This is a genomic window from Trichocoleus sp. Lan (genome assembly GCF_039961855.1).
Lineage (GTDB): Bacteria > Cyanobacteriota > Cyanobacteriia > Cyanobacteriales > FACHB-T130 > FACHB-T130.
This window is the reverse complement of record NZ_JAMPKA010000015.1, coordinates 111,892-124,243: the sequence shown is the minus strand read 5'-3', so window position 1 is coordinate 124,243 and position 12,352 is coordinate 111,892. Positions and strand designations below refer to the sequence as shown.

The window sequence follows — 12,352 nt, the reverse complement described above, 5'->3', positions numbered from 1 at the left end:
GCTGCCAACCTCTCTACAATTTATTTACGCATAATGCACTTTCCCTTTCATGTCACACTAAATCAAAACAAACTCTTTTCTATTTCTTTTACCTGCCTCAATCCCGCTGCCAAATCTTGATAGTCTCGTCATCACTGCTACTAGCAAGTAGCTGCCCATCTGGGCTAAAGGCGACGGAACTAACCAAGCCAGAATGACCAGTGAGAATGCGGATTTCTTCGCCTGTACCCGGATGCCACAGTTTGATAGTGTTGTCTCCACTGCCACTAGCAAGTAGCTGCCCATCTGGGCTAAAGGCGACGGAATAAACGCCGTCGGAATGACCAGTGAGAGTGCGGATTTCTTCGCCCGTACTCGGTTGCCACAGTTTGATAGTGTTGTCTCCACTGCCACTAGCAAGTAGCTGTCCATCTGGGCTAAAGGCGACGGAATAAACGCCGTCGGAATGACCAGTGAGAGTGCGCATTTCTTCGCCCGTACTCGGTTGCCACAGTTTGATAGTGTTGTCTCCACTGCCACTAGCAAGTAGCTGTCCATCTGGGCTAAAGGCGACGGAACTAACCGAATGACCAGTGAGAGTGCAGATTTCTTCGCCCGTACCCGGATGCCACAGTTTGATAGTCTCGTCCAAACCGTCACTAGCAAGTAGCTGCCCATCGGGGCTAAAGGCAATGGAATTCAAAACCAAGTCAGTGAGAGTGCGGATTTCTTCGCCCGTACCCGGATGCCACAGTTTGATAGTCTCGTCCCAACTGCCACTAGCAAGTAGCTGCCCATCTGGGCTAAAGGCGACGGATATAACCCGGTCAGAATGACCAGTGAGAATGCGGATTTCTTCGCCTGTACCCGGATGCCACAGTTTGATAGTGTTGTCTCTACTGCCACTAGCAAGTAGCTGCCCATCTGCGCTAAAGGCGACAGACCAAACATCGGAATGACTGAGCATCTGTACGCATCGCCAAGATTGATGCGGCTCCAGCGATTTGTCTAACTTGGCAGGCTCCAGCGATTTGTCTAACTTGGCAATAAGTTCATCAAGTTTGTCATTTACTTCTGTTATTGTGGTACGCAGATCGCCGATCTCGCGGATGATATTTTTTTCCATATTATCCAGCCGACTCTCAAGCCTATTAGCCCAATCACCCATTTCGTCACGGGCTGCACCTATAATGTTGATTTCCATCTCACCCAACCGACTCTCAAGCGCATCAGCCACATGAGCCATTTTGGTGTGGAACTCCTTGATGTCGGTACTGTCCCTTTTTACCGAAACTACAAAGGTTTGGGGATTACTAATCTGTTCTGTAAGGTTCTCGACCGCAGCCTTTAAATCCGGTAACTCGTCTTCACTGCGTGGCATTAGCTTCACCTAAAATTACGATGGGCGGGGATTGATTGTCATCATCTCTGTCTTAACTTACAAGATACTTTTGGCATACAGGGGGAGAATGCGATCGCATTCTCCAGCTAACAACAAAAAAAGCCTGCGATCGCAGGCTTTTTTCATTTAGTAGAGATGCTATTCATCGCGTCTCTACAGGCAAATTATTAAATTATTTTTACACAGTCGCTAATTCTGGTGAAGGACGCTTACTATTGCGAATTCCTTCAATTGCCTGTGCATAATCCTTCGCCTTAAACACAGCAGAACCAGCAACAATTGCATTCGCTCCCGCTTCTAAAACCTGCCAGGTATTATCTACTTTTAGTCCGCCATCCACTTCAATCCAAGGGTCAAGACCGCGTTCATCGCACATTTGACGCAACTTCCGGATTTTCGGCACCATCTCTGGGATAAAACTTTGACCGCCGAAACCGGGGTTAACGCTCATAATTAATACCAGATCGCAAATCTCCAGCACATACTCAATCAAATCCAAAGGAGTAGAAGGATTGAGAACGACACCCGCCTTTTTACCCAGTTCCTTGATTTGTCCTAGAGTCCGGTGCAGATGCGGTGAAGCGTTGTGTTCCGCATGAACGTAGATATGATCTGCCCCCGCCTTCGCAAAATCTGCCACATACTTTTCTGGTTCCACAATCATCAAGTGGACATCCAGCGGCTTTTGGGTAACCGGACGAATCGCTTCTACAATCAGCGGGCCAATTGTAATATTCGGGACAAAGCGACCATCCATCACATCAACGTGAATCCAATCTGCACCGGCGGCATCAACCGCCTGAATTTCCTCTCCCAATCGACTGAAGTCAGCTGATAGGATTGATGGAGCGATAACAATCGGCTTCTGGGATGGCGTTTGGGTCATGGTTATTTATACTCTCTTGCGTCCTCGTCTGGTATTCAGTTTAACAAAAGACGTGGCAAGCCTTAAAAAAGTATGAAGTATGAACGATGAAGTGTGAATTTAACCTTCAATCTCTAACCTTCAACCTTGAAACTAAGATTTTCAACCTTCAACCTTCAACCTTCAAAACTTCAGTGGAGAAGCTTGCGTGGCTCACCAGCAGATTTTTAAAAAACTAACATGGCTTGTTTGGGGGCTGGGAATTACCGCGTTAACCGCTCCTTCCTCTCTGGCTAACGAAACCTCATCACTAGGAGAAGCGGGCATTGATGCCCAAAGGCTACACGCTGCTCCTTATAACTTATTGGGTCGTAAGATTGCTATCGGTCAAGTGGAGATTGGAAGACCGGGACAATTTGGTTTGGATAAAGCGGTTTCCCGGAATCGAGCCTTCTCCTTGATCCGAGTCTTTTATCGAGATGCCCCAGCCAAAGCTGATAGTAATGTTGATGGGCACGCAGCAATGGTAGCAAGCGTGATGATTAGCTCGGATAAAGGTTTCCCCGGAGTGGCACCGCAGGCACGACTGTATGCTTCAGCTGTAGGCGCACCGCAAAAAACAGGTCAACCGGAAGAGTGCTTATCCACGCAGTATGTGGCAATGCAAAATGGGGGCGATGTTCGGGCAATTAACTTTAGTTTTGGAGAGTCTCTGGAGCGAGATTCTCGACCGAACCCGATTCTGGATGGCAACGCTCTACTAACCCAGTGTATTGACTGGTCGGCTCGCGTCCACGACTCGCTTTATGTAGTAGCGGGGAATCAAGGGACTGGGGGGATTCCGATTCCCACCGATAACTATAATGGCGTCAATGTTGCTTATACAACGCGCCGCGAGGGAATTTTTACGAAAGTAGATTTTGCCAACTTGAGCGCTGCGCCTATCGGGATTGCGAAGCGTCTGCTTGACCGGGAAATTAATGTTGGCCCCCGTCGCTCGATTAGTTTGGTGGCACCCGGTAGCCAGATCGAGGTATTAGATATTAAGGGTAAGGAAAGTCGGGTTACGGGAACGAGTTTTGCGGCTCCCCATGTCACCGCATCTGTCGCGTTATTACAAGAATATAGCGATCGCCAACTGCGAACACAACAGCCCAACTGGACTCCAGACGCCCGTCGTCATGAAGTTATGAAAGCTGTGCTGCTGAACTCCGCAGAAAAAATCAAAGACACTGGCGATGGACTGCGCCAAGCGATGAGTCGCACAATTTTGACTAAAGATAACCGCGACTGGTTAGCCTCCGATGCTTACAAAGACCGGAAAATCCCATTAGACTTCCAAATGGGTACCGGACAGATGAATACTTTTCGGGCTTACCAGCAATTTAGTCCCGGTCAGTGGAACTCTGAAAAGCCTGTGCCCTTGGTCGGCTGGGATTACCGCACAGTGAAGGACTCTGCATTTCAGGATTATGTCTTGAACCAACCATTGCAGCAAGGGAGTTTTGCCTCGATTACGCTTGCCTGGGATAGGCGCGTGGAGTTACAAGATCAAAATAACAACAAGCAGTTTGATGTCGGGGAGAGTTTTAGCGATCGCGGCTTAAACAATCTCGATATCTACCTGATGCGAGCCGAAGATAATGATATCAGCAAGAGTATCTGGTCTTCGGAAAGCGATGTTGATAGTGTAGAACACATTTTTCAGGAAATTCCTGCCACGGGTCGCTACAAAATTCGCGTCCAATATCGTCAGAAATTCAATGAAAATACTCAAGCCTATGCCTTAGCTTGGTGGACGGTACCGGCGAAAGAGCTACTCAAAGGGAAAAATTAAACATAAAATCGCGATTTGAGATTGAAGAATATAGGGGTGCGTTTAACAAAATATCGCGCCTTCTATAGACACGCTCCTTAAACCTTCTTCGATCCAGTTCATACCATTTCACTTTATGTCTGCCACAAATACGTCTATTGCCCCCCTTTTGAAGGGGGGTTGGGGCGATCGCAAATGTGACATCAAAATAGTAAATTGGTATCAGTTGCCAAAACCGTAACCAGTGGAACGTCCCTGGCTGTTAGCCGTCATTCTAGAAAAGAAATGTTACGGCAATATAAACAGCTATATGAAGCGACCAATGTTCAGTTTAATGGTAGCGATCGCATCAGTCAGTATCATCCTATTCGGTTTACTGGGATGGTCGATGGTCAAAAATCCGCAGGCTGCAATGGGCGAACCCAGGCAGCCTGGAACCTCTCCTACCATCAGTCAGCGCCAGAAGAAAACCGTGGATTCGAGACTGGTTGCGGCGAATACAAAATTTGGGTTCAAACTCTTCAAGGAAATTTTAAAAGAGGACAGCGGCAAGAATATTTTTGTCTCGCCTTCTAGTGTAGCGATCGCACTCTCGATGACCTACAACGGTGCTAGCGGCGATACTCAACAAGCAATGGCAAAAACCTTGGAATTGCAAGGATTAAGCCTACAAGAAGTCAATCAATCCAATGACGCCTTGAAAGCGCTCTTAGAAAATCCAGACCCCCAAGTGCAGCTCACCATTGCCAACTCTCTTTGGGCAAAGAAAGGCGTCTCTTTTAACCCAGATTTTCTTCAAAAAAATCGCCAATTTTATCAGGCGCAAATTGCAGAACTAGACTTTAGAAAACCCAGCGCTATATCTGACATTAATAACTGGGTAAAACAAAATACTCGCGGTAAAATCAATTCAATCGTCAACGAAATTCCACCCGATCAAGTGTTATTTTTGATCAACGCTCTTTACTTCAAAGGGACTTGGAAAAAGAAATTTGACCAGAAGCAAACAACAACTGAACCGTTCTACCTTTCCGATGGAACTCAGAAACAACACCCAATGATGTCTCAAAGGGATAAATATAAATACTACGAAAACGACCAGTTTCAAGCTATTAGCTTACCCTACGGGAAAGGAAAACTTAGTTTGTATGTGTTTCTCCCAAAAGAAAATTTTAAACTTACAGATTTTTACCAGCAGCTAAATACTGAAAAATGGGAGGAATGGATGACCCAATTCAAAACGAAACCGGGATTTATCCAGATGCCTCGCTTCAAAATGGACTACGACATAGAACTCAACGACGCTCTCAAAGCACTGGGTATGGAAGTAGCTTTCGACTCAAATGCTAATTTTACTCAGATGAGTTCTATCCCACTCCAGCTTAATCAAGTCAAGCACAAAACCTTTGTGGAAGTGAACGAAGCAGGAACCGAAGCAGCCGCAGTCACGGTCGTCGGAGTAATGACAACATCTGCACCGATGCCAGAGGAACCCTTCGAGATGATTGTTAACCGCCCGTTTTTCGCTTGTATTCGGGATAATCAAACTGGAACCGTTCTATTTATGGGGTCTATTGTGGAACCAAAATGAAAGACATTGACCCGTTTGAAAATCAAGACATCAAGAGGGACAGGTTGGAAACCCCACTTTACCAACTGTTTATCTATTTGATTCCTGTAGTTGGCTTTTTCCCAGCCCTCTGGACGTTATACCGACGTGATAGCGACCGGCAACAACAAACCGTGAGTAGGCTGTCGGTGACGCTGGCTCTCGGTTGGCTGTTGGCATATGGTTTATTGGGGGCTGGAGTTGCACAAGCTTCAGAAACGTTAACCCTACGCTTGTTATTTATCAATGGTCTATTGACATCGGGTTATTTTTTGGTCAGCTTATGGTTGATGGTGCGTCTGTGGCAACGGAAGTCTGTACGTATTCCGGGTGTTAGCGGGCTTGCGGAGGGAGCCGTTCGCAAACACTTGTCCTAAACGAGCGTGTATTGGTTCGCCTCAGCTTGGGACGAGGCAAGAGAGGTTGTAGGCGCACAGTATTTTTTTAAAGAAAGCAACCGGAGTTACCAGTGCAACCCATTTGTATCCGGATGCTTTCCTTGAACAAAAGTAAGGAATGGGGAAGGTTGAATGAAGATTCTGCCTATGCACTTGATAGCTGGTTCTCCCTCTAGCCTACGCATCTCTATCGAAATGAGGTTAAACTCTTGCCAGTGTTTGCCTGATTTTGCAGTAAATCGGTAGAAAAACTGCTATGAGTGTTCTAGTGCAATCCTTCTTAAGGACGGATTTTGTTAGAAATAAACGTCCCAGCTCCAGATTGCCAGATTCCGCGCCCCTACCTTGAACACAAATTCGTGTTATCTTTTTTGCGTGTGTGAGGAAGCCAGTGTCAGCCCGAAAAATTCCTGAAAAACGCCCGTGGGGGCAAACATCCAATCAACCCATCAAGAAAAGGCCTGTTCAAAAACGAAACCAGGTGAACTGGCTTTGGCTTGGGTTGGGCTTGACTGGGGTGGCAATGCTGTCAGCAACTGCGGGAGCTTTGTTAGCCGTGTCTTTTTCCAGTACGCCTTTGCTGCAAAGCCAGCTAAGTCCGGAAGAAGCTGCGGTGTTTGATGGCGATCGCATTTCCCGCACCAGTATGCGATTGCCAGAACTGACCCGCCCGGTAAATATCTTAGTCATGGGAATCAAGGTCATCTCCTCCGACCTGGATAACCCTCCTCCTGAAACGAAAAATCTGGGATACCACGCCCTGGTAAACTCCTTCGAGGGTCTATCAGATACCATGCTCTTGCTGCGGTTTGACCCGGAGGCGCAAAAAATCGCGGCTTTATCAATCCCACGGGATACCCGCACCTTTGTGGAGGGCGTCGGCGTTACCAAGATTAATGCAGCGAATCTTGAGGGGGGGCCAGCCCTCAGTGCTAAGGCAACCAGCGAACTCCTCAGCGGCGTGGGAATCGATCGCTACATCCGAATTAACGTTCAGGGGGTAGAAAAGCTGGTGGACGCCTTGGGTGGCGTTACCGTCTATGTCCCCAGGGATATGAAATATCGAGATGATAGCCAGCACCTGTACATCAACCTGAAAGCAGGAAAACAACATCTCAATGGCAATCAAGTGCTGCAATTGCTGCGCTTCCGCTATGACAAGTATGGCGACATCGGTCGGATTCAGCGGCAGCAAATGGTAATGCGGGCACTGATGGAACAAGCACTGAATCCAACCACTTTAGCGAGAATGCCGAAGATTCTTTCGGTTATTCAGTCGCATATTGACACCAACTTAACGGTTGAGGAGTTACTAGCCCTGGTTGGCTATGGTGTCAAGACCGACCGTTCCCAAGTGCAAATGTTAATGGTACCGGGTGACTTTAGTGGCAGTGGGCATCATGAGGTAAGTTACTGGGTGCCAAATCGCCGCCGCATCCAGACGATGATGGCGCAGCATTTTGACCAGGGATTGGACGGTGGTGAAGCAACTGACCCAGCCTATATCCGGGTAGCGATTCAAGATAGTACAGGTGATATGAAGGCTGTCCAATCTTTAATCAACACGCTAAGGAATGCTGGCTACCGAAACGTCTACGTTGACGACCCGTGGCCCGAACCGTTGCGGGTAACGCACGTAGTGGCTCAACAGGGAGATGGAAATAGTGCCAAAGCCATTTACCGTTCGCTAGGATTCGGGGAAGTGCGTGTTGAAAGCACCGGCAATCTGGTTTCGGATGTAACGATTCAGCTGGGTCAAGACTGGCTTAAGCGGAGTGCTAACCGGGACTCATTTTAAATGAAGCATTTAGCAGTTCTCGGTTGGGTGCAATATACACACTCGGAACCTCACCCCCAACCCCTCTCCGTGAACGGGGAGGGGGAATATTGAACCTAGAGAGGTTTACGGGGAGGGGCAGAGGAGGGGTTAAACCGTACTGCATCCAATAGAGAATTGCTATAGATGCCCCAATTCCAGCACTTCTAAGTATTCTCAGCTAAAACTTGATTGTCCGAGTACATCTGCAATATCCAATCCTGCAAAATCGGGTTAACTAACTCAGGCGCTTCATCCTGGGGACAATGCCCGACACCTTCGATGGGAATAAACTTCTCAATTTTCGGGTAATTGGCAAACTCTCGCCCCAGTTCTATGGGTTCCCAAGGATCTTCCGTTCCCCAGAGAATGATTGTCGGGCAGGGCAAAAGGGGCAGCAGGTCTTCCGGCAGCGGCCCTTGAGAATAGCGTGTAAAGGCTACAAAAACGTCCACAGCCCCCTCATCAAACGCGGGTGCCATGAGCATATCCACCAGTTCGTCTGTCACCGCTTCCGGATGCTTGTAGGCTTGCAGGAGAACCTTCCTTACCACCTTCGGCTTGGCAAGTTGGCTAAAGAAGAATTTGCCAATCCACTTAACTGCCAGCAGTCGTTGAACGATAGGTGCCCCAAAGCTGCGATACCAGGGCAACTGGGCGCGTTTGCGGTCGTGCAGCAGCCGCAGAGAACAGTTAATGAGGGCAGTTCCCAAGACAATATCTGGATGATCTACTGCTGCTTGCATTGCCACAATACAGCCGATGGAATTTCCGACTAAAAAAACGGAACCGCCCACCACCTCGCGGCAAAAATCAGCCAGTTGCTGTCCCCAAGTTTCAAAGGTGTAGGAAATCTTGCCCCCTGGCGTGGGTTTCGCAGAACCGCCAAAGCCAATTAAGTCAATGGCATAGACGCGGCAATTTTGAGCCAGCACCGGGATGTTTTTGCGCCAGTGCCCCCAAGATGCCCCAAATCCATGTACCAGCACAACCGCTGGCCCTTGGTTTCCTTGAGTCTGGTAGCAGATGGGAAAACCCTGCCAAGTCCAAGTTTTCGTGACAATGTGGGCAGCGGTGGGTGCGCTTGGAGTGGTGGAGGAAGATGGAGTCATGGCATAGATAGCGATCACATCTCTTTGATTTCTATCCCGTCGCACCTTGAATGCGCTCTCAACGCCACGGGTAGACTTATGCTTTCCTAATTTTACAATTCTTCAACTCTGGAAAACACTAATTCCAATAATTTTGAGCAACTGAATCGAAAATCCCGTAAAAACTCTGATGCCAAGTGTAGATAAGCCTGGTACACAGGTGAAGACTCTCACAAGAAGCGGAAAGTGACACGGAGAATTCCAATTTTCAATTTCCAATTTCAAAACCTTAGTTTTTCATCTGTGCGTAGCACTCAAAGCGGGGAGTATGTCAGTATCTAGATTGGTGACTCCCTCATGAAATTTAGTTGGTGATGACTACGGTGCAAACTCCTACTTCTGTTCTGCCATTCCTTGGTCCTGATTTAGCTTCTACCTACGATGCCGCGCGAGTGGTGATTTTGCCGATTCCTTATGAGGCGACGACAACGTATCGAAATGGCTGCGAAAATGGGCCAGATGCGATTCTAGAAGCCTCTGGGCAGGTGGAATATTATGATGAGGAGCTAGATTGGGAAACTGGCAAAGACATTGGAATTTATACGGCTGAATCGATTGCAGACACCCGCAACGGTCGTTCAGTTTCATCTGAGGAAATGCTGCAAGTTACCCGCGAAACGGTATCTCAGATGATAGCTGACGGCAAGTTTGTGATTGGTCTGGGTGGCGAACACAGTATTACAACTGGTCTTGTAGAGGCATACCAAAAAGCTTACCCCGATGAACCCTTTACGGTCGTGCAAATAGATGCTCACGGCGATTTGCGCTATGAGTACGAAGGCTCGATTCACAACCATGGTTGCGTGATGCGGCGGATTGTGGAAATGGGATTGCCAACTGTGCAAATCGGCATCCGCGCCATTTGCAAAGAAGAAGCTGACTTGATCAAAGAGAAAAATTTGACGGTGTTCCGGGCGAGAGAAATTGCAACGCAACCGGATTGGATGGAAAGGGCGATCGCAAGTATCCCCACCAGACGCGTTTTCCTCACCATTGACCTCGACGGGATTGACCCCACCCTGATACCTGGTGTCGGCACCCCAGAACCCGGTGGATTAAATTGGTACTCCCTACTCTCTTTTTTGCGGCAAGTGTTTCAAAATCACGAAGTGATTGGTTGTGATGTCATGGAATTGGCACCGATTGTAGATTCCGTAGTATCAGAATTTACTGCTGCAAAATTAGTCTACAAACTAATCGGTTATCAGGCGTTCCTCCAAGGCAAATAGAAACCGTAATTGCTTTGTTCTTTACGACTGTAGCCCCCTCGTACTTTGTTGTAATTACCCAGGGATAAGTAAATGAGTGTAATGGAAAAGACCGGCACTCCTATTGGTAGTTATGCTCCAGATTTTGAATTACCGGGAATCGATAATCAAGTCCACCACCTGGCTCGGTATTTAGAAAAGTATCGAGCTGTGGGCGTTGTTTTTATGTGCAATCATTGCCCATACGTGCAGTCCTATATGGGTCGGCTAATCCAGATTCAAAGCGAGTTCCAAAGCCAGGGATTTACCCTGATTGGCATCAACGCCAATGATGCGGTTCAGTCGCCTGAAGACAGCTTCGAGAATATGCAAAATTTGGTAGCAACTCACGGTCTAAATTTTCCTTATCTGAGAGATACCACACAGGATGTCGCTCGTTGCTTTGGGGGACAGACAACGCCAGAGGTTTTCTTATTAGATAATTCTGGGATACTCCGCTACAGGGGACGGATTGATGATAATTCCCAAGATCCAGCAGCGGTGAAGGTGCATTATTTACGGGATGCGATCGCTTCTTTACTGCAAGGAAAAACGGCGATTACAACCGCCTCAACTGAGGCGGTAGGCACCCCGATAAACTGGCGTCCTTAACACGTAGTCTCAAGGCTCTCCACACTTTAGTAACTGAATTTGCGGATAATATCACAAAACTTACTCCTCTACTGTTATCTTATGGTGGAGGTATTTTGAGTGAGACAATAGTCTGGGCATGGGGATAACTTATCGGCGGGTTTTACTAAAGCTGAGCGGTGAAGCTTTAATGGGCAACCTGGGCTATGGAATCGATCCAATGGTGGTTCAGGAAATCGCGCAGGAAGTCGCAGATGTCGTGGCAAGTGGCATTCAGATGGCAATTGTCGTCGGTGGCGGCAATATCTTTCGCGGTGTCAAGGCAGCTTCGGCTGGCATGGATCGGGCGACAGCCGACTACATCGGGATGATTGCAACGGTGATGAATGCGATGACCTTGCAAGACTCCTTGGAGCAAATCGGAGTACCGACACGAGTCCAAACAGCGATCGCCATGCAGGAAGTAGCGGAGCCTTACATCCGGCGTCGCGCCATTCGCCACTTAGAAAAAGGACGGGTCGTAATTTTTGGGGCTGGATCGGGAAACCCCTTCTTCACCACTGATACGACCGCTGCCTTGCGAGCGGCGGAAATTGATGCGAATGTAATTTTTAAAGCAACCAAAGTAGACGGGATCTATGATTCAGATCCCCATCTCAACCCAGGGGCGCGTCGCTATCAGAGCCTGACCTACGGACACGTCCTCACTCACGATCTGCGGGTGATGGATAGTACCGCGATCGCCCTGTGCAAAGACAACAACATCCCCATCGTTGTGTTCGACCTCTCGGTGCGGGGCAATATCCACCGCGCCGTTACGGGAGAAGCGGTGGGAACAATTGTAGGAGGATCTTGTGAAATTAGCTGATGTTGAAAATCATATGCAAAAGACAATTGAGGCAACTCAACGGTCTTTTAATACGATTCGGACGGGACGGGCAAACGCCTCTCTCCTCGACCGGGTGTCGGTGGAATACTATGGTTCCCCAACCCCTCTAAAATCTCTGGCAAGTATTAATACACCAGATTCTAGTACGATTACCATTCAGCCGTTTGACCGCGGCAGCATGAATCTGATCGAAAAAGCGATTTCTTTATCAGATGTCGGTTTAACTCCGAGCAATGATGGCTCAGTCATTCGATTGAATATTCCACCCCTAACGACCGAGCGTCGTAAAGAACTGGCAAAAATCGCTGCCAAGTATGCTGAAGAAGGAAGAGTTTCTGTTCGCAATATCCGCCGCGACGCCGTAGACTCAATTCGCAAGCAAGAAAAAAATAGTGAAATCTCTGAGGATGAAGCGCGAGACTTGCAGGAAAAAATTCAAAAGCTAACTGACAAGTACGTTGCCAAGGTTGATGAGCTGTTAGCCGAGAAAGAAAAAGATATCACGACCGTTTAAAGTCATTAGTCACTCGTCATGGGTCGCTCGTCAAAAGCGATCGCGCTAGAGCTAAGGACTTAGGACAAAAGGCTA

The 12,352-nt window shown here is 47.9% G+C and carries 10 protein-coding genes and 1 pseudogene; 8 read left to right on the top strand and 3 right to left on the bottom strand.

The annotated features are described in order from the left end of the window. Nucleotides 1–97: 97 nt before the first annotated feature. Both NDA03_RS15045 and rpe read right to left on the bottom strand, forming a co-directional pair. A pseudogene (locus NDA03_RS15045) lies at nucleotides 98–946 on the bottom strand (WD40 repeat domain-containing protein); the annotation flags it as partial. Nucleotides 947–1,559: 613 nt separating this feature from the next. Next, nucleotides 1,560–2,267, bottom strand: a complete 708-nt coding sequence (gene rpe / locus NDA03_RS15040; protein ID WP_190414261.1) for a ribulose-phosphate 3-epimerase — start codon at nucleotides 2,265–2,267, stop codon at nucleotides 1,560–1,562. Between the two features lie 202 nt (nucleotides 2,268–2,469). Between rpe and NDA03_RS15035 the strand changes: the two genes are divergently transcribed. The 4 genes from NDA03_RS15035 (at nucleotide 2,470) to NDA03_RS15020 (ending at nucleotide 7,867) form a co-directional block, all read left to right on the top strand. After that, the gene (locus NDA03_RS15035) at nucleotides 2,470–4,083 is read left to right on the top strand and encodes a S8 family serine peptidase (RefSeq protein WP_348238494.1); all 1,614 of its coding nucleotides are present in this window, start codon (nucleotides 2,470–2,472) and stop codon (nucleotides 4,081–4,083) included. A gap of 289 nt (nucleotides 4,084–4,372) precedes the next feature. After that, nucleotides 4,373–5,653 (top strand): serpin family protein, encoded by a 1,281-nt coding sequence (locus tag NDA03_RS15030; protein WP_348238493.1) that lies wholly within the window; start codon nucleotides 4,373–4,375, stop codon nucleotides 5,651–5,653. Then, complete coding sequence (locus NDA03_RS15025) at nucleotides 5,650–6,048, top strand: hypothetical protein (RefSeq protein WP_348238463.1); 399 nt, start codon at nucleotides 5,650–5,652, stop codon at nucleotides 6,046–6,048. Before NDA03_RS15030 ends, NDA03_RS15025 begins: the two co-directional genes overlap by 4 nt. A 412-nt stretch (nucleotides 6,049–6,460) precedes the next feature. Continuing rightward, nucleotides 6,461–7,867, top strand: coding sequence for an LCP family protein (locus tag NDA03_RS15020; protein ID WP_190529180.1), 1,407 nt, complete (start codon nucleotides 6,461–6,463; stop codon nucleotides 7,865–7,867). 185 nt (nucleotides 7,868–8,052) lie between these two features. On the opposite strand, the gene NDA03_RS15015 is transcribed toward NDA03_RS15020, so the two are convergent. Beyond that, nucleotides 8,053–8,997, bottom strand: a complete 945-nt coding sequence (locus NDA03_RS15015; RefSeq protein ID WP_348238492.1) for an alpha/beta fold hydrolase — start codon at nucleotides 8,995–8,997, stop codon at nucleotides 8,053–8,055. A gap of 353 nt (nucleotides 8,998–9,350) precedes the next feature. On the opposite strand from NDA03_RS15015, the gene speB reads away from it, so the two are divergent. From speB to frr, 4 genes are all read left to right on the top strand, one after another. Beyond that, nucleotides 9,351–10,265, top strand: coding sequence for an agmatinase (gene speB, locus NDA03_RS15010; protein WP_348238461.1), 915 nt, complete (start codon nucleotides 9,351–9,353; stop codon nucleotides 10,263–10,265). A 72-nt stretch (nucleotides 10,266–10,337) separates the two neighbouring features. Continuing rightward, entirely contained in the window at nucleotides 10,338–10,895 is a 558-nt protein-coding gene (locus NDA03_RS15005) for a thioredoxin family protein (RefSeq protein WP_190411995.1), read from the top strand. Between the two features lie 118 nt (nucleotides 10,896–11,013). Continuing rightward, complete coding sequence (pyrH, locus tag NDA03_RS15000) at nucleotides 11,014–11,742, top strand: UMP kinase (protein WP_190411994.1); 729 nt, start codon at nucleotides 11,014–11,016, stop codon at nucleotides 11,740–11,742. After that, complete coding sequence (frr, locus tag NDA03_RS14995; protein WP_190411993.1) at nucleotides 11,729–12,277, top strand: ribosome recycling factor; 549 nt, start codon at nucleotides 11,729–11,731, stop codon at nucleotides 12,275–12,277. Before pyrH ends, frr begins: the two co-directional genes overlap by 14 nt. Nucleotides 12,278–12,352 lie beyond the last annotated feature (75 nt).